The 23746-nt window shown below is 32.1% G+C and carries 23 protein-coding genes; 3 read left to right on the top strand and 20 right to left on the bottom strand.

The annotated features are described in order from the left end of the window. Window position 1: 1 nt before the first annotated feature. From JMO20_RS18845 to JMO20_RS18785, 13 genes are all read right to left on the bottom strand, one after another. Window positions 2–1087: an elongator complex protein 3 gene (locus tag JMO20_RS18845; protein ID WP_202711302.1), complete on the bottom strand. Its 1086-nt coding sequence runs from the start codon at window positions 1085–1087 to the stop codon at window positions 2–4. After that, window positions 1080–1802 carry a ribonuclease III gene (gene rnc, locus JMO20_RS18840; RefSeq protein WP_202711301.1) on the bottom strand — a complete coding sequence of 241 codons (723 nt, stop codon included), beginning with the start codon at window positions 1800–1802 and terminating at the stop codon, window positions 1080–1082. Before rnc ends, JMO20_RS18845 begins: the two co-directional genes overlap by 8 nt. 191 nt (window positions 1803–1993) lie before the next feature. Next, a complete protein-coding gene (gene fabF, locus JMO20_RS18835) occupies window positions 1994–3235 on the bottom strand; it encodes a beta-ketoacyl-ACP synthase II (RefSeq protein ID WP_202711300.1) in 1242 nt (413 codons plus the stop codon). Window positions 3236–3367: 132 nt separating this feature from the next. After that, on the bottom strand, window positions 3368–3595 hold the full coding sequence (gene acpP / locus JMO20_RS18830) for an acyl carrier protein (protein ID WP_341534063.1): 228 nt from the start codon (window positions 3593–3595) through the stop codon (window positions 3368–3370). A gap of 29 nt (window positions 3596–3624) precedes the next feature. Further along, window positions 3625–4368, bottom strand: a complete 744-nt coding sequence (fabG, locus tag JMO20_RS18825; protein ID WP_202711298.1) for a 3-oxoacyl-[acyl-carrier-protein] reductase — start codon at window positions 4366–4368, stop codon at window positions 3625–3627. A gap of 11 nt (window positions 4369–4379) precedes the next feature. Beyond that, entirely contained in the window at window positions 4380–5336 is a 957-nt protein-coding gene (gene fabD / locus JMO20_RS18820; RefSeq protein ID WP_202711297.1) for an ACP S-malonyltransferase, read from the bottom strand. Window positions 5337–5347: 11 nt separating this feature from the next. Further along, window positions 5348–6286, bottom strand: a complete 939-nt coding sequence (gene fabK, locus JMO20_RS18815) for an enoyl-[acyl-carrier-protein] reductase FabK (protein WP_202711296.1) — start codon at window positions 6284–6286, stop codon at window positions 5348–5350. Between the two features lie 16 nt (window positions 6287–6302). Next, window positions 6303–7301, bottom strand: coding sequence for a beta-ketoacyl-ACP synthase III (locus JMO20_RS18810; RefSeq protein ID WP_202711295.1), 999 nt, complete (start codon window positions 7299–7301; stop codon window positions 6303–6305). Next, window positions 7285–8298 carry a phosphate acyltransferase PlsX gene (plsX, locus tag JMO20_RS18805; RefSeq protein ID WP_202711294.1) on the bottom strand — a complete coding sequence of 338 codons (1014 nt, stop codon included), beginning with the start codon at window positions 8296–8298 and terminating at the stop codon, window positions 7285–7287. The genes JMO20_RS18810 and plsX overlap by 17 nt, the downstream gene beginning before the upstream one ends. Before the next feature lie 22 nt (window positions 8299–8320). Further along, the gene (fapR, locus tag JMO20_RS18800) at window positions 8321–8878 is read right to left on the bottom strand and encodes a transcription factor FapR (RefSeq protein WP_202711293.1); all 558 of its coding nucleotides are present in this window, start codon (window positions 8876–8878) and stop codon (window positions 8321–8323) included. Between the two features lie 180 nt (window positions 8879–9058). Continuing rightward, window positions 9059–9238, bottom strand: coding sequence for a 50S ribosomal protein L32 (gene rpmF / locus JMO20_RS18795; protein WP_202711292.1), 180 nt, complete (start codon window positions 9236–9238; stop codon window positions 9059–9061). A 17-nt stretch (window positions 9239–9255) separates the two neighbouring features. Further along, window positions 9256–9762 carry a YceD family protein gene (locus JMO20_RS18790; protein WP_202711291.1) on the bottom strand — a complete coding sequence of 169 codons (507 nt, stop codon included), beginning with the start codon at window positions 9760–9762 and terminating at the stop codon, window positions 9256–9258. 130 nt (window positions 9763–9892) lie between these two features. Further along, complete coding sequence (locus JMO20_RS18785) at window positions 9893–11083, bottom strand: acetate/propionate family kinase (RefSeq protein WP_202711290.1); 1191 nt, start codon at window positions 11081–11083, stop codon at window positions 9893–9895. Between the two features lie 216 nt (window positions 11084–11299). Between JMO20_RS18785 and JMO20_RS18780 the strand changes: the two genes are divergently transcribed. Further along, window positions 11300–12565: a nucleotidyltransferase gene (locus JMO20_RS18780; protein WP_202711289.1), complete on the top strand. Its 1266-nt coding sequence runs from the start codon at window positions 11300–11302 to the stop codon at window positions 12563–12565. Between the two features lie 72 nt (window positions 12566–12637). Here the strand turns inward: JMO20_RS18780 and JMO20_RS18775 are convergent, their stop codons facing one another. Further along, on the bottom strand, window positions 12638–13426 hold the full coding sequence (locus JMO20_RS18775; protein WP_202711288.1) for a patatin-like phospholipase family protein: 789 nt from the start codon (window positions 13424–13426) through the stop codon (window positions 12638–12640). A 552-nt stretch (window positions 13427–13978) separates the two neighbouring features. Between JMO20_RS18775 and guaD the strand changes: the two genes are divergently transcribed. Beyond that, the gene (gene guaD / locus JMO20_RS18770; RefSeq protein ID WP_202711287.1) at window positions 13979–15277 is read left to right on the top strand and encodes a guanine deaminase; all 1299 of its coding nucleotides are present in this window, start codon (window positions 13979–13981) and stop codon (window positions 15275–15277) included. Window positions 15278–15350: 73 nt separating this feature from the next. Here guaD and JMO20_RS18765 read toward each other — a convergent pair whose 3' ends face one another. After that, window positions 15351–16451, bottom strand: a complete 1101-nt coding sequence (locus JMO20_RS18765; protein WP_202711286.1) for a mechanosensitive ion channel family protein — start codon at window positions 16449–16451, stop codon at window positions 15351–15353. Window positions 16452–16693: 242 nt separating this feature from the next. Between JMO20_RS18765 and ylbJ the strand changes: the two genes are divergently transcribed. Continuing rightward, window positions 16694–17926: a sporulation integral membrane protein YlbJ gene (gene ylbJ / locus JMO20_RS18760; protein ID WP_202711285.1), complete on the top strand. Its 1233-nt coding sequence runs from the start codon at window positions 16694–16696 to the stop codon at window positions 17924–17926. Between the two features lie 59 nt (window positions 17927–17985). On the opposite strand, the gene JMO20_RS18755 is transcribed toward ylbJ, so the two are convergent. The 5 genes from JMO20_RS18755 to JMO20_RS18735 form a co-directional block, all read right to left on the bottom strand. Continuing rightward, window positions 17986–18432: an ATP synthase subunit B family protein gene (locus JMO20_RS18755; protein ID WP_202711284.1), complete on the bottom strand. Its 447-nt coding sequence runs from the start codon at window positions 18430–18432 to the stop codon at window positions 17986–17988. A 3-nt stretch (window positions 18433–18435) separates the two neighbouring features. Next, complete coding sequence (gene coaD, locus JMO20_RS18750) at window positions 18436–18918, bottom strand: pantetheine-phosphate adenylyltransferase (protein WP_202711283.1); 483 nt, start codon at window positions 18916–18918, stop codon at window positions 18436–18438. After that, window positions 18915–19478, bottom strand: coding sequence for a 16S rRNA (guanine(966)-N(2))-methyltransferase RsmD (gene rsmD / locus JMO20_RS18745; RefSeq protein WP_202711282.1), 564 nt, complete (start codon window positions 19476–19478; stop codon window positions 18915–18917). Before rsmD ends, coaD begins: the two co-directional genes overlap by 4 nt. Before the next feature lie 391 nt (window positions 19479–19869). Further along, window positions 19870–21930, bottom strand: a complete 2061-nt coding sequence (recG, locus tag JMO20_RS18740; RefSeq protein ID WP_202711281.1) for an ATP-dependent DNA helicase RecG — start codon at window positions 21928–21930, stop codon at window positions 19870–19872. A 184-nt stretch (window positions 21931–22114) separates the two neighbouring features. Beyond that, window positions 22115–23743, bottom strand: a complete 1629-nt coding sequence (locus JMO20_RS18735) for a DAK2 domain-containing protein (protein ID WP_202711280.1) — start codon at window positions 23741–23743, stop codon at window positions 22115–22117. Between the last annotated feature and the right edge of the window lie 3 nt (window positions 23744–23746).

The raw sequence follows: 23746 nt of genomic DNA, 5'->3' as shown, positions 1-23746 counted from the left end.
TTTACTCCTTGATATATTTAGTAATATATTTTTCGATGTATTCTTTAAGTTCGATTTTATATTGTGAGTCACCTGCTTTAATATAAAAATACTCTTTAGAAATATCATTTCCCATGGTCTTTATTTTTCTAAATCCAAACTCTTCCTTAAGAAATCTAATATTACTAGAACCTTGACCAACAAGGTTTGAAATTTCACCTTCATTCACATTAATAATAAGTTCATCGTTAGTAATAGGATGATCTTCAAAATATTCCCTTAACACCCTATTATATATCTTTGTTTGAACTAATTGTCTGATAGCTGGATGAAAAGGTCCACCCACTACGTCTTTATTTTCAGCTACATTATCAGTAGGCTGCAATCCCAATCTTATTACAGGTATATCCCTACTGTAAAAAATCATTAAAATATCTCCACAGATATCAACTGTTTTATCTATGCTAAAGGATTCATACTGTCCCTTTAAATACATTTCTTCTAAATAAGTTTCTTTGATAACTAAAGTTGGATATACTCTAACAAAATCAGGTTTTAAGTTTGCAATTTTTATTGCAGTAGATACAGCCTTTTCCTCATTATCTCCCGGTAATCCTACCATCATTTGCAGTCCTAGTTTAAAGTTATTATCTTTAATTAAATCCACAGCAGTATATACATCACCTGCGTTATGTCCTCTATAACTTTTTTTTAGAACTTCCTCATCTAATGACTGAACTCCTAACTCTATACTATCTACTCCGTTTTCTTTTAGCATATTAAGTATACTTGAATCTATATAATCGGGTCTTGTAGATAGCCTTATCTCATCTATCTTCCCCATTCGTTTATAATGATTAGCTATACCTAAAAGCTTTTTTTGAACTTCTATTTCTATGCCAGTAAAGCTTCCCCCGAAAAAAGCAACCTCTAAGACTTCATTAGAACTTGGAATAGTCTTTAAGTATTCTTCAATGGTAGATGTCACTTCTTCTTCAGTAACATCAGTAGTTAATCCAGTTATCTTCTTTTGATTACAAAAAACACAATCATGGGGACATCCCCTATGGGGAACAAATATAGGTATTATATGATGCTTCTTACTCATTAATAACACCTAAATCACTTAATGCAGACTTTGCTGCATTCTGTTCAGCTTCTTTTTTGCTTTTACCCATACCTTCTCCTAATAATTTATTTCCTACCTTAACACCTATTTGAAATATCTTATTATGATCCGGTCCATCTTCATTTATAACCGTATACCTAATCTTAGCCTTAGTAGTCCTTTGAAGTACTTCTTGAAGTTCTGTTTTATAGTCAATAAAGAGTTTTCCCTTAACAGCTTCATCAATAATGGCAGTAAATATACTTAGTATAAATTTACGAGCATTTATAAGACCTCCGTCTAGATATATAGCTCCAATAACTGCTTCTACAGCATCAGCTACTATTGACACCCTTTCTCTTCCTCCTGTAGCTTCTTCCCCTTTTCCTAGAAGCAAATATATTCCTAGATTAAGCTTCTTTGCAATAATCGCTAAGGACGGCTCACAAACGACAGTAGCCCTTAACTTTGTAAGTTCTCCTTCTGGATAATTAGGATATTTTTCAAAGATATAGTCACTTACCACTACACTCAAAACAGAATCACCTAAAAACTCTAATCTTTCGTTATTAGAAAGATTTTGCCTCTTATGTTCGTTTGCAAAAGAGCTATGGGTAAAAGCTCTATTAAGAAGTTCATCATTTTCAAAGCTATAACCTATTCTTTGTTGAAATTCATTGAATAATTCCTTTCGTTTCTTAATTAATTTGGCCATAATTAACCTCCGTAATGTTATTTAGATAACATTGTAGGTATTTTAAAATACTTTAAAATATCTGCAATAGTATCCATTATATAGTTTACTACATAAAATAATATACATGCAAATATAATATTTCAAGAAGGTAAAATATTAAAAATAAAGCTAATTGCAATGGACCCATTGCAATTAGCTTTAAATATCATCTAAGCAGTATACTTTTTCAAAAGGATAGAAGCATTGTGTCCACCAAATCCCAATGAATTTGATATAGCATAGTTTACATCCTGATTTACTCCCTTATTAGGAACATAATCAAGATCACAATTTTCATCCTTAGTTTCATAGTTAATCGTAGGTGGAATAAAGCTATTATCTATTGATAATGCACATATACAACCTTCTATACCACCAGCAGCCCCTAGAAGATGTCCTGTCATAGATTTAGTCGAGCTTACCTTAAGCTTATATGCATGGTCTTTGAATAAATCCTTAATTGCTGCTGTTTCAAACTTATCATTAAGCTCTGTTGATGTTCCGTGGGCATTAATATAATCTACATCACTAGGATTGATGTCTGCATCATTAACAGCCATTTCCATAGCTCTAAAAGCACCTTCTCCGTTGTCAGCTGGAGCAGTCATATGGTATGCATCTGAAGACATTCCATATCCTACTACCTCAGCATATATATGGGCTCCTCTTTTTAAAGCATGCTCTAGGTCCTCTAAAACTAAAATACCTGCTCCTTCACCCATAACAAAACCATCTCTATTTTTATCAAATGGTCTACTAGCTTTCCCAGGATTGTCATTGTTTGTAGACATAGCCTTCATTGATGAGAATCCAGCAACAGCCATTGGTGTAATAGAAGCCTCTGCACCACCAGTAACTATAATCTCAGCATCTCCTCTTTGAATAATCTTGAAGCTATCACCAATTGCATTCGTAGATGAAGCACATGCTGTCACGATAGTTTCATTTGCTCCCTTTGCACCTAACATGATAGAAACTTGACCAGCCGCCATATTCCCAATCATCATAGGTATGAAAAATGGACTTACTCTTCTAGGTCCTTTGTTTAAAAGCTTCTCATGCTGTTCTTCAAAAGTTTCAAGTCCACCAATGCCCGACCCTAAAATAACACCAAACTTATCATTATTGATATTCTCAAGATCAAGTTTAGAATCCTCTACAGCTAATTTACTAGCCGCCACAGCATAATGTGTAAATCTGTCCATTCTTTTAGCTTCCTTTTTATCAATGTAATCAGTTACATTAAAATCCTTTACTTCTCCAGCAACCTTAGTAGGAAATCCTTCAGTATCAAACCTTGTTATTGGTCCAATACCACTTTTTCCTTCTTTGATTGAACTCCAGAAATTATCTTTTCCTATTCCTACAGGACTTATAATTCCTATACCTGTAACTACAACTCTCTTCTTCATTTTTTACCCCCTAACGAGTAATTTGTAATAATTTATATTATATGAATAATTTCATTATTTATTTTGAAAGTCCGGAATTTATCCGGACTCTTTTTCAAGGTTAATATAAAGTACTTTTATTACCATCTAGGATTATTGATTTTTTTCTATGTAATCAATAGCATCCTTAACAGTAGATATCTTTTCAGCATCTTCATCTGGTATTTCAATGTCGAACTCATCTTCAATAGCCATAATAAGTTCTACAACATCTAAAGAGTCTGCATCTAAGTCATCTTGGAATGAAGAGTCCATGTTTATTTCATCTTCTTCAACCTCTAATTGATCCATTATGATTTCTTTTAATTTATCAAATAACATTACCAATACACCTCCTTTCAATATTTAGTTTATACTATCATACCACCGTCAACAACTATAACCTGACCAGTAATATAGCTTGACATATCACTTGCTAAAAACGCCACTGTATTAGCAATATCTTCAGGCTTACCAAGCCTCTTAAGTGGTATATTCTTCATGTATTCATCCTTCACTTTATCAGAAAGCTCATCTGTCATAGCCGTTTCAATGAATCCAGGTGCTATGGCATTTACTCTTACATTCTTTTTAGCAACTTCCTTTGCTATTGATTTAGTAAACCCAATGATTCCAGCCTTTGAAGCCGAATAGTTTGATTGTCCTGCATTTCCAGTAATCCCTACAACAGATGCAATGTTTATTATACTACAATTTTTTTGTTTTATCATGCTTCTAATTAATGATTTAGTTACATTAAATGTTCCCTTCATATTTACATTAAATACGGAGTCCCATTCTTCTTCACTCATTCTCATTAATAGATTATCCCTAGTGATACCTGCATTATTTACAAGTATATCAACTTTTTCAAATTTTTCAATTGCTTTTTCAATTAAATTTTTTGTCTCATCCATCTTAGCAACATTAGCTTTAACAGCCAAGGCATCACTTCCTAAGCCCTTAATTTCTTCAACTACCTCTTTAGCCTTAACATCGCTACTTGAATAATTTATAACTACTTTAGCCCCTAGAGAAGCCAGCTTTAAGGCAATTGCCTTACCAATACCCCTAGACCCTCCAGTTACAAGAGCAACTTTACCATTTAAATCCATAAACTCACTCCTTATTTGAATTCTTCAATTAGTTTATTTAACGAGTCTAAATCTTCTACATTATATGTGCTAACTACCTTTTTATATTCCTTATGTTTTCTAATTGTTTTCTTAATAAATCCAGTAATAGATTTTCCTGGTCCTATCTCAATAAAGGTTTCAACTCCATCCTTTAACATAAGCTCTATTGTATCTTCCCATAAAACAGATTTAGATACCTGATCTGTAAGAAGTCCTTGTATTTCACTTTCATTTCCTATATAGCTAGCTGTAACATTTGATATAACTTGCTTATTCATTGGTGATAGAGTTACATTTTCTAACTCTTCATTTAACTTAACTCCTGCTGGCTTAAGCATTTGACAATGAAATGGAGCACTTACTGGTAAAATTAAAGCACGTTTTGCACCCTTTTCCTTTGCTAGTTCACATGCCTTTTCTACAGCAGGCACTTCTCCTGATATAACTATTTGTCCAGGACAGTTGTAATTTGCACCTTCAACTATACCTGAGCTACTAGCTCCAGCTATTGCTTCTTCAACCTCATCTCTTTCAAGACCTATAATTGCAGCCATAGTTCCTTTTCCTACTGGAACAGCCTCCTGCATATACTTACCTCTTTTTTTAACTAGCTTAACAGCATCCTCAAAGCTTAGCGCTCCACTATAAACTAAGGAACAATATTCACCTAGGCTTAACCCTGCAGTTACATCTGCTTCAAGTCCTAGTTCCTCTTCTATAACTCTTAAAAATGCAATTGATGTAGTTAAAATAGCAGGTTGAGTATTTTCAGTTTTTACTAATTGCTCTTCTGGGCCTTCAAAGCACATCTTCTTTATATCCATACCTAAGCTTTCGTTGGCTTTATCAAAAACCTCTGCTGCCTTAGGATATTTATCGTAAATATCTTTTCCCATTCCTACATATTGAGCTCCCTGTCCTGGGAAAAGAAAAGCTACCTTACCCATTCTATCACTCCTTAAAGTTCTGTCAAAGATTTTTTAACGTTTTTTGCTTCATTTATAATATCTATGATTACCTCTTCACAAGTTTTTATTTCATTTATAAGACCACTAATTTGTCCTGCCATAACAGATCCACTTTTATTATCTCCTTCAACTACTGCCTTTCTCAGTGAACCAACTCCAAATTTTTCTATTTCTTCAACATCTGCCCCTTCTTTCTCAAGCTTTAAGAATTCTTTAGCAAATTTATTTTTAATAAGTCTTACAGGATGACCAGTTGATCTACCTGTTGCTATAGCGTCCCTATCCTTTGCTTTAATTATTGTTTCTTTATAACTTTCATGGGCAGTACATTCTACAGTACAAACGAACCTTGTTCCTATTTGAACTCCTTTAGCCCCTAAAGCTAAGGAAGCCACAAGTCCTCTTCCGTCGGCAATCCCTCCAGCAGCAATAACAGGTATATTAACTGCATCCACAACTTGAGGTACTAAAGCCATAGTAGTTAGTTCACCAATATGTCCACCTGCTTCAGTTCCCTCTACAACAATAGCATCAGCACCTAATTTCTCCATTCTTTGAGCTAAGGCAACCGAAGGTACTACTGGAATTACTTTTGTCCCAATTTCTTTAAATCTTTTTATGTGCTTACCAGGATTTCCTGCTCCAGTAGTTATTACAGGAACCTTTTCTTCATATAATAAATCCATAATCTCATTGACATGAGGAGATAATAACATAACATTAGCTCCAAATGGCTTGTCAGTTAGTGATTTTATTTTCTTTATCTCTTCTTTAATAACGTCCGCAGGCGCATTTCCACAACCTATTAATCCTAAACCACCTGCGTTAGATACTGCAGCAGCAAGTTCTGCAGTTGCAACCCAAGCCATACCACCTTGAATTATCGGATATTCAATATCTAACAGGCTACATAGTTCAGTTTTAAACATTTAAAACCCTCCCAAGTTATTTATGCCACTTTAGTAAGCAGGAACCCCAAGTAAGTCCTCCACCAAATCCAACTAAAATAACATTATCATTATTGTCGATTCTGCCTTCTTTCACTGCTTCATCTAAAGCAACGGGGATTGATGCCGAAGACATATTTCCATATTTATTTAAGTTTACAACTACTTTATCCTTAGGCAATTTCAATTTCTTTCTAGAAGAATTGATGATTCTAATATTCGCTTGATGAGGTACAAGGAAATCCACATCACTAATTTCCATGTTAGCTTTTTCCAATACGTTCATTGATGCATCTGCCATAGTTCTTACAGCAAACTTGAATACTTCATTTCCTTCCATTCTTATATAGTGCATTCTATTTTCCACGGATTCTTTAGTTGCAGGCATTAGAGAACCTCCTGCTGGTTGAGTAAGATATTTACCTCCTCTACCGTCAGCTCCTAAATTCAAGGCTAAAATTCCTTTCCCTTCAGGTACTTCACCAAGAACAGCTGCTCCAGCTCCATCGCCGAATAATACGCAAGTATTTCTATCAGTCCAATCAGTGATTCTAGTTAAAGCCTCCGCACCTATTAACAATACATTTTTAACAAGTCCAGCAAATATTTGACCATATGCCATTGATAATCCATATAAAAATCCAGAACATGCAGCTTCTAAATCAAATGCAGCTGCATTAGTACAGCCTAAGTTATCTTGAACTAAACATGCTGTTGATGGAAAAGCCATATCTGGTGTAACAGTACTAACTATTATCAAATCAATATCTTCCGGACTAAGGCCTGAATCCTCTATTGCTTTTCTTGCGGCTTCAGTAGCCATAAAAGAAGTAGCTTTATCATCTTCAAGTATTCTTCTTTCACTAATTCCCGTCCTTGTTCTTATCCACTCATCATTGGTATCTACCATTTTTTCAAGGTCATGATTTGTAAGCACTTTTTCAGGAACATATTTCCCAGTTCCTAAAATACCTATTCCTTTATTGTTTAGTATCATCGTTACCTCCTAGCTTCTCTATGTCATTTTCTATTTTTTCAATTACGTTATTTTCTACAAAAACTTTCGCCTGTCTTATAGCATTCTTGATAGCTCTAGAATTAGAGCTTCCATGAGCCTTTATAACAGGTCTCTTTATACCAAGCAATGGTGCTCCACCGTATTCAGAATAGTCAAGCTTCTTCTTGAATTGTTTCAATCCTGGTTTCAACATTAGAGCGCCTATTTTAGATTTAAAGGACTTCATAAACTCTTCTTTTAGCATTGAGAATATGGAAAGTGCCAATCCTTCTGTCAATTTAAGTACAATATTTCCTACAAATCCGTCAGCTACCATTACGTCAGCATACCCTTCCGGTATATCCCTTGCCTCAAGATTTCCATAAAAATTAACATCTGTATCAGATAGAAGTTTAAAAGCTTCTTTTGTCAATCCATTGCCCTTGCCTTCCTCAACACCTATATTTATTAACCCAACCTTTGGGTTTTCAACACCTAATACTTTATTAGAATAAACTGAACCCATAATAGCAAACTGTTGAAGATATTTGGCTCTACTATCTGTGTTAGCTCCCGCATCTAATAATAATGATATTCCTTTCTTGGTTGGATATACAGATGCTAAGGCTCCTCTATCAATACCTTTGATTCTCTTTATTATAAAGAGTCCTCCAGCTAAAAGTGCTCCTGTACTCCCTGCGGATATTACTGCATCTGCTTCTTTATCTTTAACCATATTCATAGCAACAACCATAGAAGAATCTTTCTTCTTCCTTATTGCCTTTACTGGCTCTTCTTCATTAGTTATTGCTTCTTCTGTATGTACTATTTCTATATTATTTCTGTCATAATCATATTTTTTTAATTCTTTTTCGATTAAATTCTTATTACCAACCAAAACAACATTAATTCCATACTCTTTAACTGCATCTATACTTCCTTTAACAGTTACCTCTGGGGCATGATCGCCACCCATAGCATCTACTGCGATTCTCATAATAAACCTCCTAAACAATGATTTAAATAGAAACCAATATAAATTTACCTCTAAAAACCTGTTCCTGCCTTACATATGTAAAGACATGAACAAAGTATTTATTACCTCTTTTTCTTACCAACTGGGCTTTTGCTATTAGCTTCTCTCCAGCCTTAACGGGCTTTTTATATTTTATATTTGCAACTCCAGTTAAAGCTACTTCTTCATCTATTACTGCCATTGCTAGGGATTCTGCTTGGGCAAATATATTGTGTCCCCTTACTACATTAGTTTTCTGAAATGCCATATCACTATTAGTTTCCAAAATTGATATACCATTATTATCAAGGTTAAGATCAACTAGTTCACCTACAATTTCAGTACCTCCAATTGAACGCACCTTTGAATAATTAAACTCAGCAACGTTTTTTATTCGTTCTCTGAGTTCAGGAATACCCAATTCTAGTCTATCCAGTCTAATAGTTTGTATACTTACTGAGAATATTTCTGTTAGCTCCTCATCTGTTAAAAAAGGATCTTTCTTTAATTTTTCTCTAAGTTCATCTTGCCTCTTTTTTTTAGGCAATCTCTTACTACCCATTAAATCACCTCGAGTTAACACTAACATTTAGTACCTAGTACTAATTGTTAGTATATATTATTAATTTAAAAAATTCAAGAGTTTTAGGTAATTAAATTATTAATTATTATTAGTAATTTTGTGCAAAAAAAATAGTAGTGTATATACACTACTATTTTTAATAAATATTAATTTCATTTATTATTCTGCTGCAATTACTTCTTGATTTTTGTAATATCCACATGATTTACATACCCTATGAGGTAACTTTGGTTCATGACATTGTGGACATTTAGCTATAGTAACTTTTTTTAGTTTATATGAATTAGCTCTTCTCTTATCTCTTCTTGCCTTTGAAGTTTTACGCTTTGGTACTGCCATTAAAAACACCTCCTTGATCAGTCAAATAGTTCTTTTAATTTAGCTAAACGGGGATCTATGTTATTATCCTCGCAGTCACATTCTTCTTTGTTTCGATCAATCCCACAAACTGGGCATAATCCTTCACAACCATCTTTACATAGTGATTTCATAGGTAAAGAAAGTATAATAGTAGAAATAACTGGTTCTTCTAAAAATAAATTGTCCCCTTGATAATGAATTAAAATCTCATCATCATCATTAAATTTCTTATTTGATTTTTCTATAAGTCTTCCTGATAAAACTGTTTCTATTTTGTTTGTGAAGGATTTCAAACATCTATCACAGTTTTCCTTGTATTCACAAGTAATATCCACATGAATAAAGTTACCATCATCTGTTTTAAAGACTTGGCCTTTAATATCAATAGGTTCAACTAATTCAAGAGTTCTCTTCCCTATTTCTAATTTGTTTATATCCATTTTTTCAGATATATCAATCTTATAAACAATTTTATCAAGAAGTCTTGATAGATTAATCCTCATTATAAAGATCACCTCTTAATTATTGCCAAATTTTATTATATAAAGGTATCGCACGTTTGTCAAGAACTTTGTTGTTTTAGACTTAAGAGTTCTATTGGATAATTAAAGGCAGGTAATCCTGCCCCAATTATTATATTAATTCCTTAGTATCTCTTGCTATCATCAGTTCTTCATTTGTTGGAACTACTAACACCTTAACATTTGAGTCTTCTGTACTCACTACTTTATCTTTTCCTCTTACATTATTTTCTTCTTTATCTATTTCTATTCCTATAAATCCTAAGCCCTCACAAATAGTTTCTCTAATCTCAGGAGAGTTTTCACCAAGTCCTGCTGTAAATACTATAGCATCAACTCCGCCCATAACTGCTGCATAAGATCCTATATATTTTTTAACCCTTCTAGCAAATACATTTAAAGCTAGCTTTGCTCTTTCATTTCCTTTTTCAGTCGCTTCTTCGATATCTCTAAAGTCACTACTTACTCCAGATACTCCAAGAACACCAGATTTCTTATTCATCAAATTATTAATTCCATCTATATCTAATCCTTCCTTCTCCATAAGGAAAGTTACTATTGCTGGATCGATATCACCACATCTTGTACCCATAGCAAGTCCCTCAAGAGGTGTTAATCCCATACTAGTATCAACTGACTTACCGTGGTCAACTGCTGCCACACTAGCTCCGTTACCTAAGTGGCAAGTGATAATTCTTAAGTCATCTATATTTTGTCCTAAAACACTTGCTGCCTTATTAGCTACATATTTATGTGAAGTTCCGTGGAATCCATATCTTCTTACACCATATTTTTCATATACTTCATATGGTAATGGATAGATATATGCTTCTTCAGGCATTGTTTGATGGAAAGCAGTATCGAATACTCCTACCATTGGAACATTAGGCATTAATTCTTGACAAGCCTCTATACCCATAATGTTTGGTGGGTTATGTAATGGTGCTAAATCAATACATTCTCTTAAAGCTTCCATAACTTCGTCATCAATGATTACAGAACCTGAGAATTTCTCTCCACCGTGAACAACTCTATGTCCAACCGCACTTATCTCATCCATTGAATTGATTACACCGTGATCTGGGCTAACTATAGCATTTAATACTATTTCTAAAGCAACCTTATGATTTGACATTGGCTTCTCTATAACAACGTCTTCCTTACCCGATGGTTTATGCTTTATTCTAGCTCCTTCTATACCAATTCTTTCTGCTAAACCCTTAGCTAAAACCTCTTCATTTGTCATATCTATTAACTGATATTTTAATGAAGAACTTCCGCAGTTAATTACTAAAATATTCATCCTTACTCCTCCTATCGATTCATTCTATCACCAAGTATCATATTAATACAATTAACCAAAAAAATCAACATTATATCCATACTTTACTATTATTACCTTCATATATTATTTTATAATAAATTATTATCCATAATTATGTAATTTGTAGTATTATACTTTGAAAAGGGTTATAATTTGTAATAAAATGCTTATAGAAATAAAAATATGGAGGTACTTATGAAAGTAGTTGGTTTAGTAACTGAATACAACCCATTTCACAATGGACATTTATATCATTTAAATAAATCTAAGAATTCCACAGGATGCGATTATTCGATTGCCGTTATGAGTGGGAATTTTCTTCAAAGAGGCGAACCAGCTCTTGTAGATAAGTGGTCAAGGGCAAGAATGGCGATAGATAATGGAGTAGATCTAGTAATAGAACTACCTACTGTATATGCATGTCAAAGTGCTGAGTTTTTTGCCTATGGTGCTATAAGCATTTTAGATAAATTGGGGGTTACTGATTATATTTGCTTCGGAAGTGAATCTGGCGATATAGAAAAGTTAGATTTACTGGCTGACATTTTATATAGAGAGCCCGATGATTTTCAAAACATCTTAAAGGATAGATTAGCCACTGGTATTCCCTTTCCTCAAGCTAGAACTCAGGCAATCACTAATTATTTGCAGAATAACAATAGGTTAAATGAAATGACAGTTGATGATGTTTCAAATATAATGTCAAACCCTAATAATATTCTTGCCTTAGAATATTTAAAGGCATTAAAAAAGCTTAATAGCTCTGTTATCCCTTACACTATACAAAGGATGGGTGCCCACTATAATTCAGAAAAGATTCAAGGAAATCTGTCTAGCGCAACTGCTATTAGAACAGAATTATTCGAAAAAAAAGATTTGTCATGTATAAGAAAGACAGTTCCATTACCTACTTACAGTATTTTAGAAAAGAACCTTAAAACCTATGGAAGTTTTAATAGAATAGATAATTTTAATGATATTTTAATCTATCTACTAAGAAGTCTAGATAAGAAAATGATAAGAAAAATTTTTGATGTAGATGAGGGATTAGAAAACCGTATCAAAAGCTGTAGTGAAAAGTTTAATAATATTAATTCTATCATTGATTGTATAAAGACAAAAAGATATACATATACAAGGCTCCAAAGAATAATGATGCATTTATTACTTGGTCTATACGAAGATTCTTTTTTGCATTTGCATAGTAAAGGGCCAAGCTACATTAGAGTATTGGCTTTTAATAAAAAAGGAATTGAAATACTCAATAAGGCTAAAAAAACCTCAAAACTTCCAATCATCACTAAGTTTGCTAATTATTCAAAATTAAGTAACAACAGCCTTGAAGAAATGATTAGGTATGACATAAAAGCTACAGATATTTATTTTCTTGGACTAAAGAAATATGATGAACCAAAAGTGAGTTTAGATTTTTTAAATTCACCATATATAAAAAATAACTGATAATTTAAGAATGAAAGTTAATCTATTAGGGGGACTTAGATCCCCTTCAGAAAGTACACAGGATACTCCTTTTTAAATTGCATAATTCTTTTCATTCAGTAATCCTTTTATTTCATCAATTTTTTCAATTGTAGTATTATAGCCTATTTCCACACATTCATCAACAAGATTAAACTTTGTTCCTCCTATGTGAGTCAGAGATGGTTCTAATAGTATATCCGCTTTAATAAAACTTCTCTTAGATATTTGTCTAGACATTACATCTATTGATTGAAGCATAACATCAATTATATGATTTATTTTACCTTGAGGAGCTCCAAACCCTACATCCACTGCAATCACAATATCTGATCCCATACCCTTTACAACAGAAGCAGGAACTCTATCAATAACTGCTCCATCTACTAAAACCTTATTTCCCATTCTTAATGGCTCAAAAACTCCCGGTACAGATATACTTGCTCTTATAGCTCTATAAAGGGGACCTTTATTAAATATATATCTCTGTCCTACTTTTAAATCAGTTGATATAGCAGTAAAGGGTATTTTTAAATCCTCAATATTTCTACATCTTGTTAATAGTTTAACAATTTCTTGGATTTTCTCGCCTTTTATAAATCCTTTTTTAGGTACTGTTAAATCAACCCATGTTTTCATATCCAGTTGAAAAGCAATGTCTGCTATCATCTTTGGAGAAATACCACAACAGTATAATCCTCCTACTAAGGCCCCTGCACTACAACCAGAAATCATGTCTATTTTAATGTCATGTTCCTCAAGGGCCTTTAATACTCCAATATGTGCTAGACCCCTAGCTCCTCCTGAACCTAATGCTAAACCTATTTTATGTCCATCATTCACAAAATCACCCCATATATTGACCTACATACTAAATAACTAACTTTAAGAGTATTTCCAACATTTAATGAGAACTTTCAGCGAATCACATTTTTAACAAATCTAATTATAAATGATGCAGTTTAGTAGTTCACATATTAAAAAACTAAACTTACATCACAAGATTATTTCCCAGATATGACTTAAGTAGTAACTTTTACTATGAACTTATTATCAAATTGGCTAAATACTTAAGTCACTAGAATATAATTTTGCATAAAGTTTTAACATGCAATTTTCTCAAATCACAATTCTAATGTTATAATATTCCAATCTATTATGTTGACGTTCTACATTATATCAGATTATTATTAGTACTATAACTATATATAGTATATTTTAATTAAATTTATGTAAATATAAATATATAATTTATGTAATCATTTTGTTAGCTTTTTACATATGGGAATACGCTTTCATATAATATAATTTATATATAATATATAAGGTATTCGCAAAATTATGGCTTATTTTTTTGTGAAATTTAATGTAGAATGAGATTCAAGGAGTGATTAGATGAGTGACAGTAGCACTAACAGCCAAACAACTATTTATAAAGGTAATATTATTTTTACACCAACGTCAAAGGAATTCAATATCTTAAAGAATGGATACATTGTTGTAGAGAATGGAAGAGTCAAAGAAGTACTAAGTATTTTACCAGATAAATACAAAAATCAAAATGTTATTGACTATGGCAACAAGCTTATAATACCGGGTTTTTCTGATTTGCATTTTCATGCTCCACAATATGCTAATAGAGGTTTAGGAATGGACAAAGAACTACTTCCTTGGCTTAATCAATACACTTTTCCTGAGGAAGCAAAATATGCTGACCCTAATTATGCAAAAAAAATATATAAAAGAGTTGTAAAAGAAATTTGGAAGCAAGGTACTACAAGAATAGTTGTATTCAGTAGTCTTCACAAAGAATCTACTAAGATATTATTAGATTACTTTATTCAATCTGGATTGGGTGCCTATGTGGGAAAAGTAGGGATGGATAGAAACTCGCCAGATTTCTTAATTGAAACTACAGAACTATCACTTTCAGATACTGAAGAGATTCTAAAGGAATATGGTAATAAATCTAATATAGTTAAGCCAATCGTAACTCCAAGATTTGTACCAACCTGTACACCAGAATCATTAGGAGGATTTGGTGAATTAGCAGCAAAATATAATGTTCCAATTCAATCTCACATTTCGGAAAATTTAGGAGAAGTTGAATGGGTAAAAGAGTTGCACCCAGAGTTTGAAGATTATGCAAGTGTATATAATAACTTTAAATGCTTTGGTCAAGTACCAACTGTAATGGCCCACTGCGTTCATAATACTGACAAAGAAATAGATTTAATGGCTAAAAACGGAGTGTATGCTGCCCACTGTCCTAATGCTAATTATAATCTTGCCAGTGGCATTATGCCAGTTCGCAAGTTCTTGAATAAAGGAGTAAATGTAGGATTAGGCACAGATGTTGGTGCAGGTCATAAGGTTTCAATTCCTAATGTTATGGTTGCAGCTATGCAAGCATCAAAGATTAAATGGCTTGAGTCTGACAAAAAATTAGACTGGCTTACTACCGAGGAAGCTTTCTATTTAGGTACTAAAGGTAGTGGTAGCTTCTTTGGCAACGTAGGAAGCTTTGAAGAAGGATATGAGTTTGATGCCCTAGTTATAGACGACAGTAGTCTTGGAGATTTAAATATTACGTTAAGAGAGCGTCTACAAAGGTATATTTATATTGGCGATGACAGAAACATTATTGAAAGATATGTTGCTGGCAAAAAAATCGAAGAGCCACAACTAGATTAATATAGGTAGACAAATCTTTAGCCTTAGAAGTTTAACTTCTAAGGCTCTTTATTTGTTTAAATTCTATTTGATCCTATTTGGATGTCTCTATTTTATTTTCAAAATAAATACTTCTGCTTGGAAATGCTGCTGAAACCCCTTCTTCCTCTAAAATTTCCATTATCTTAAAATTAACTTCTTGTTTGATGTTTAAATACTCTTCCCAATTAGCTGTAGAAGTGAAAAAATATAAAAATATATCTAGACTACTATCATTGAATTCATCAAACTTTACAAAAATAGTTTCATTTTCTACTCTAGGGTGGTCATAAAGCATCTTTTCTATTCTATTTATAGACTGCTTTAGTTTGTCAATAGGTGTATCATATGTAACCCCTAATTTAAAAGTAACCCTTCTTATTCCCCTTCTTGAATAATTTATTATTGGTTGATCAACTAACTTAGAATTAGGAACTGTAACTAAAGCTTTGGCAAAGGTTCTTATTCTCGTACTCCTAAAGTTTATATCTTCAACTACCCCTTCCATATCTCCAGACAGTATCCAATCTCCTATGTCAAAGGGTTTATCAACTATAATCACGATTCCACCAAAGATATTAGATAAAGTGTCCTTAGCTGCTAAGGCTACTGCTAAACCACCTATACCTAATCCAGCGATAAAGCCACTTACATTAAAGTCGAACTCCTGTGCAACAATTCCTGCTGCTATAACTATAGTGATAAATCTTAAGACCTTTGATAAAAATGGTTTGACTATCTTATTTGCTTTAATGTTAAGCTTATCCTTCATCTTTTCGTGAAGAATTGAATATGTTCCTTCTAAATTATAAAATCCCCATGCCAAAAGTATAACTATTCCAGAACGAAAAAGTTTGGTAATCACTTCATTAATCGAAATACTTAAAGGCAGGTAAGTTAATGATAAATAAAGTCCTAGTATTGTAAATAGTCCTTTAACAGGTTTATCAAAAGCCCTAAAAATGTCATCATCAATTTCAGATTTAGTATTACTTACAAATTTTAATATTATTCTTGATATGTACTTAGTCAATACTTTTCGTAATATAAGAAAAGCTATGAATATCCCAAGGGCTATAAGAATATCTCTTACTGGGATATTTAAATAATTAACCTCTAGGCCTAATATATACTTAATCTTATCAATACTCTCCATGTTTTAACCTCCTCATGTGTAATCATTATATCTATCTCATTAATATAGACATAAAAGACATATAAATCCAACTCCTAAAACATTATAAAATTCTATTGTTTATAACAATTTTCAATAATATTTGTATTATATCATTTCTGATAATTCATATAAACTCCCTACTATTTATTTTGCAAGTGAAATCATAAAAAAACTATTACATAAATATACATATATCATAGTAGACTACAGGGAGGTACATTATGTTAAAAGACAGAACTATAAATAATAGATTTAAAATAACAACATACATGACTGTTATTATTGCAATTTGTATAGTCTTAACAATTATAATTTATCCTAAGGATGCAGTAGACGCAGCAAAAAATGGATTGTCTACATGGTTTAATATTGTTTTACCTTCTCTATTACCATTCTTTATTGGCTCAGAAATTTTGGTTGGTTTAGGAGTAGTTAACTTCCTAGGATCCTTACTAAATCCAATTATGGGGCCCCTTTTTAATGTGTCTGGCAAAGGAGCCTTTCCCCTTGCCATGAGTATTACTTCAGGATATCCAGTTGGAGTTAAGCTGGTATCCAACCTTAGACTTAAAAACACAATTACTAGAACAGAAGCTCAAAGACTATCGTCATTTTGTAGTACCTCTGGTCCCCTCTTTATGATTGGGGCTGTTTCTGTTGGCATGTTCCGTAATGTAAGCATAGGACCTCTAATAGTTATATCCCATTATCTAGGTGCTATTACTGTTGGTATAATTTTTAGCTATTATAAAAGGAATGAACGACCTAGCTCTGATCCTAAAAATAATGGAAATTACATAAAAACTGCATTGCAAGAACTACTTAGGTCTCGAAAAGAAGACAATAGACCACTAGGTGTTTTAATGGGAGACTCAGTTAAAGAAGGTATGAATACTATGTTCATGGTTGGTGGATTTATCATATTGTATTCAGTAGTGATTAGAATCCTAGAAATAACTAGTGTATTAACAGCCATCTCCAACCTTATATCTTTTGTCTTCCCATTCATAAATAACAAAGAAATTATTCATGCAACTTTAAGTGGCGTAATTGAGATAACCAATGGTTGTAGCCTAGTGTCCTCTGTATCCTCAGTAGAGTTGTCCACAAAAATATCTGTTGCTAGCTTATTAATAGGCTGGAGTGGTCTATCAATTCATAGCCAATCTATGACAATGTTAAGTAAAACAGATATTAATACAAAAATCTATATTTTAGCTAAGGCTCTACACGGAATCTTTGCATTTGGATACTCCTATATACTATATAATTTTGCATTCAAAAATTATATAGCTGCTTCCTCAATAGTTGCTTCAGAAACAAACTATATTTTTACACCTACTTGGACTGGAGTTTTTAAGTTTTCATTAAAAATGTGGGGATCAATAACTTTAACTTTAATCATACTTACTATGCTTGTTAGCATTATTTATAGAGTAAAAAGCAAAATATAAAGAACTGATTGCAGATGATATTTAAAGTTCTAATGCAATCAGTCCCAGTATTAAATCTATTATTTTAAACCTTTTAATTCATTCCTATTTTCGTCTAAAGTAGAAATCATACCTTTAAGCTGTTCTTGAACATCCTTTAATAATTGGTCAGCATATTCTCTTGCTCCAATTCTTATTTCTTTAGCATTTTGTTGAGCTTGTTCTATTATTTCATCTGCTCTTTCTTTAGCTTTTTGGGTTACCTCGTCTTCCTCAATAAGCTCTTCAATACGTAGCCTTGCCTCTTCAGTTATTGTATCGGCTTCATTCTGTGCTTCTACTAATATTCTTTGTCTCTCTTCCTTAATCCATTCAGCTTGTTTAATCTCATCTGGAAGTTTGAGTCTTATTTCTCGAGTTATATCTAAAAGCTCATCCTTATCAACACATACCTTTGCTGTAAATGGAATAGTAGAGCCTTCCTCCAATATATCCTCGACTAAATCTAATAGCTTTAATACATCCATTTTTTATTTATCCCCCTTCATCTTATGATGTAGTGCTTCTTCAACCACCTTTGGAACAAATCTAGTAATATCACCATCGTATTTAGCTACTTCCTTAACTAAACTGGAACTTAAAAAAGCGTATTGACTACTAGACATTAGAAATAAGGTGTCTAGCTCAGAATCTAATTCTCTGTTCATTAGAGCCATTTGTAGTTCATATTCAAAATCAGTTACAGCTCTAAGTCCTCTTATTACTGTAGTTATGCCTTTTTCCCTAGCATAATCAACAAGAAGTCCTGAAAATGTATCCACTTCAACATTATCATATTCTTCAATACAACTTTCTAGTATTTTTAATCTCTCATCAACAGTAAATAAGGTATTTTTTGCAGAATTATTTAAAATTGCTAAAATAACTTTATCAAATTTTTGGGAACACCTCTCTACAATATCTAGATGTCCATTAGTTATTGGGTCAAAACTCCCTGGGTAAATTACTTTCATTTCATTTCCTCCTCATGTTTATAGAAGGTTATTGTAGTATCTCCATACCTTCTCGTATCAAATGTCGTTATATTTTTTATCTTGTCAGGCAATTCAGTTTTGCTTTCATGTTCAATAATAACTATACCATCATTAACTAATAAATCTTCATCACAAATAGATTCCAATGATGGAACAACAAGATTTTTCTCATAAGGAGGATCCATAAATATGTAATGAAATTTTTTGCTCTTCTTTCCTAAAACCTTTATTGCACTACCGACACTATTTTTAAATACATTAGCCTGAGATATAAATTTAGTATTCTCTAAATTTTCTTTAATAATTTTAATACTATTAAAGTCATTATCTATAAAGTAACACTCTAAAGCACCTCTACTTAAAAATTCAATTCCAACATTTCCTGAACCAGAAAATAAATCTAAAACTAAACTATCTTCTGGAATTAGCCCTATTATATTAAACAAAGATTCTTTAACTCTATCTGTAGTCGGTCTAGTACTTAAGCCTTTAGGTGCTTTAAGCCTTTTGCCCTTCGCTTTTCCAGTTATAACTCTCATATCTTACCTCCTTATTACCACATTATTATTTTAGCATATTCACAATTTCTATACAAAGTAAAAATTATAACTATTATTTTTTGAATATTTTTGAGGCAATTACAAAAACTATAAATAGACTTAATGTCTACTATACTTTCCCCTTAGCCTCTTTTCTTCAATTTCTCCTCTATAATCTGATAAAATATCAGATTGATTAAAAAAGAAAGGTGTTTTAGCACCTTTCTTTTATTTTTTCCTATTATTTATCTAATACACAAAATTATATGAGAAAATTGTATATTAAAACTTTATAGGTAATTCAACTTACAGAGTCAAGAGTAAATTAGCTAAATATAAAAATTTCTAGAATTTAGTCTTACATAATTTTTTTATAAGTTTTTATTGTTTGTCAATTAAAGGAAATCTCATCAAGCTTATCTTTAAATAGAGACAATATCTTTCTTCTTAAAGGCTGATATTTCTCTAATTTTAAATTCGGATCTTCTTTAAAAATATCTTCAGCTAATGTTTGAACAACCTTTAAAATCTTCATATCAGAAAATATGTTTGCTATCTTTAAATCAGGTATACCATGTTGTCTAGTTCCAAAAAATTCTCCTGGCCCTCTTAACTCTAGATCTTTTTCAGAAATAACAAATCCATCGCTACTTTTTTCCATAATTTTCATTCTTTCCTTAGCGACATTACTCTTACTATCATTAATTAATATACAGTGGGATTGATGTTCACCTCTACCAACTCTACCTCTTAGCTGATGTAATTGAGCTAAACCAAATCTTTCAGCATTTTCTATTACCATAATATTAGCGTTTGGCACATTTACTCCGACTTCTATTACTGTGGTTGAAACTAATACATCTATTTCATGATTATTAAACTTCATCATTATTTCATCTTTTTCCTTAGCCTTCATTTTTCCATGTAAAAGCCCAACTCTTACATCTCCAAAATATTCATCAAGTTCTTGATATAATTCTGTTGCTGATTTTAAGTCTAGCTTTTCTGACTCTTCTACTAAAGGACAAACAATATATGCCTGCCTACCTTCAATTATTTGCTTCCTAACAAATTCATAAATTCTATCCTTCATAGTATTACCTACTGCATAGGTCTTTACCTTTTTTCTTCCAGGTGGCATTTCATCTATAATAGATATGTCTAGATCTCCATATAATATTAATGCAAGAGTTCTTGGAATGGGAGTTGCAGTCATTACTAAAACATCAGGATTCTCCCCTTTAGATGAAAGAGCGGCCCTCTGACGAACTCCAAATCTATGCTGTTCATCAGTTATAGCCAGTCCTAGTTTGCAGAACTCTACTCCATCTTGAATAATAGCGTGGGTTCCCACCACTATGTCAATTTCGCCTTCTTCTATTTTATTTAAAATTTCTTTTTTTTGTTTAGTAGAAATACTTCCCACTAAAAGTTCACATTTAATATCCATATCCCTAAATAAATCATTTATACTCTCATAGTGTTGCTTAGCAAGTATTTCTGTAGGAGCCATCATAACACTTTGATATCCTGAATGATATGCCTTAAGCATAGATAATACAGCTATAATTGTTTTTCCTGAACCTACATCTCCCTGTACTAATCTATTCATTGATTTATCAGATTCCATATCTTCTACTATCTCCTCTAGTACTCTTTTCTGAGCTCCAGTAAGGGAAAAAGACAAAGATTTAATAAATTTATCTACTTGTTGACATTCCTTAAATACAATTCCTTTATTCTCTTGATTATACCTATTTTTCAAAGCAAATAATCCAATTTGAAGGACTAAGAGCTCTTCGAATACTAATCTCTCTTTAGCTCTAAGGTACAACTCCTTATTTTTAGGAAAGTGTATATTTATTAATGATTGAATTATTCCTAATAAGTTAAATTTATTCAATATTTCCTCTGTTAAAATCTCTTCTTCATAAGCTAAATATTCTCTTAATGTCTTAGAAATCAGTTTAATCATTTCCTTATTAGTTATCTTTTCGGTTAAAGAGTAAATAGGTATAATTCTACCGAGCATTTTATTTTTTCCATTATCTCTCTCATAGTAAGGATTATATATTTGTATATCTAATCCTCGTCTCTTAACTTTTCCATTGACTTTTATCGTTTCTCCTTGCTTAAAGCTATCCTTCATATAGGCTTGATTAAACCAAACTAAAAATCCCGTCCCAGAATCATCTCTAATGGGAATTTTTGTTATAGATAAACCCCTCCTAGGTCTCATAATAGTAGCAGTACCAGATATACAAACCTTTGCATTGATTTTCTCTCCATCCACACTATTGATGAGTTTATTGAAACTCCTTCTATCTTCATAAGTTCTCGGATAGTAATTCATTAAATCCCTTACAGTACTGATATTTAATTTCTTTAGAAAATTTGCTTTTTTGGGTCCTACACCTTTAATATATTGAACTGACGTATCTAGTTTATTCAAAATTATTTCACCTCAAGAACATACGTTTACTTATATTATATACAAACACTTATTTCTACACAATAGAAACAACAAAGTTAATTTCTCTATACTTTTACTGCAACAAAAAAGCAGTTAAGCAAAACCTAACTACTTTTCTTTAAAATTTATTTATCATTCCTTAAATACCATTTATCCGTATTTTCTATTCAATTGAAAAAATGTAATAATAAAGTGGCTGGCCTCCATAGACCACTTCGATGTCATAATCTTCTAGTTTATCTTCTAACAATTCTGCTAACTTGTTTGCTTCATCATCCGAAATGTCTTCACCATAAAAGATAGTAATCAATTCATTATCTTCATCAGTAGCTTTTTCAATTAAATCTAGAGCCACATTTTGAATATCATTACCAACAGAAATAATATCCCCATCACAAATTCCCATGATATCATCTTTATTTATTTCTTGACCATTTATCTCTGTATCTCTCACAGCATAAGTTATCTGTCCTGTCTTTACATATTTGATGGAATCTAACATATTCTCTAAATTATCTTCTAATTCAGAGTCTTCATCAAAAGAAAGTAAAGCCGAGATCCCTTGTGCTATAGATTTAGTAGGTACAACCTCAATATTTTTATCACTTAATTCCTTCGCTTGATTTGCAGCAAGAACAATATTACTATTGTTTGGTAAAACTATGATATTTTCAGCGTTAATATTATTTATAGCATTGAGTATGTCTTCAGTACTAGGATTCATAGTCTGCCCGCCTGTAATAACATGGTCAACATTTAAATCTTTAAATACATTAGCAATACCATCACCCATAGCTACAGTGATAAATCCATATTTCTTTTCTTCTTGAATATTATTATCATTCATCTCACTCTCAGTAACTACTATATTACTATGTTGGTATCTCATGTTATCAATTTTTATATCTATTAATTCACCTTCACACATGGCCCTTTCAAGTACCTGTCCTGGGTTGTTTGTATGAACATGAATTTTTATAATATTATCTCCACCAACTACTAATAAAGAGTCACCAAATTTAGAAATCTCTTCCCTTAACTTATGAACATCAGCTTTTGTATTATTTATGATAAATTCTGTACAATATCCAAATTCTATATTTTCATCATAAACTTCTTCTGAAGTTTTATTAACAATCTCAACTTCGTCAAATTCTTCTAAGAAACTGTCATGTCCTCCAGTTAAAACTTTAAGAGCTCCTATCAAGATAACCAATAGCCCTTTTCCTCCTGCGTCCACAACTCCTGCTTTTTTCAATGCATCTAACATTTCAGGAGTTTTTTGAAGCGTTTCATCTCCATGTTTTATAACTCTTTCTAAGAATACTATTATATCCTTTTCAGTTTTACAAATCTCTAAAGCCCTTTCAGCGCATTCTCTAGCAACAGTAAGGATAGTACCCTCTATAGGCTTCATAACAGCCTTATAGGCAGTGTCAGACCCTAATTTAAAAGCATTTGCTAAGGTTTCAGTATCTATTTTATCTTTTTCCTTAAGACCATTAGCAAATCCCCGGAATAGTTGAGATAAAATTACTCCTGAATTTCCTCTTGCCCCCATTAATGAACCATTAGACATAGCTTTAGCTATATCTTCAATATCATCACCATCCACAGCTTTTACTTGCTTAACTGCCGATTGGACAGTTAGTGCCATATTAGTACCTGTATCGCCATCGGGCACTGGAAAAACATTTAAATCATTTATTATTTTTTTATTTTTTTCCAAATATGCTGCTCCCCCAAAAAATAATTTTTTGAGCAATCCACCTTCTATGTATTCAATTTTCAACTT

The organism is Sporosalibacterium faouarense (assembly GCF_016765695.1).
GTDB lineage: Bacteria > Bacillota > Clostridia > Tissierellales > VENL01 > Sporosalibacterium > Sporosalibacterium faouarense.
The sequence above is the reverse complement of the archived record's forward strand: the minus strand, read 5'-3'. Positions and strand labels throughout refer to the sequence as shown.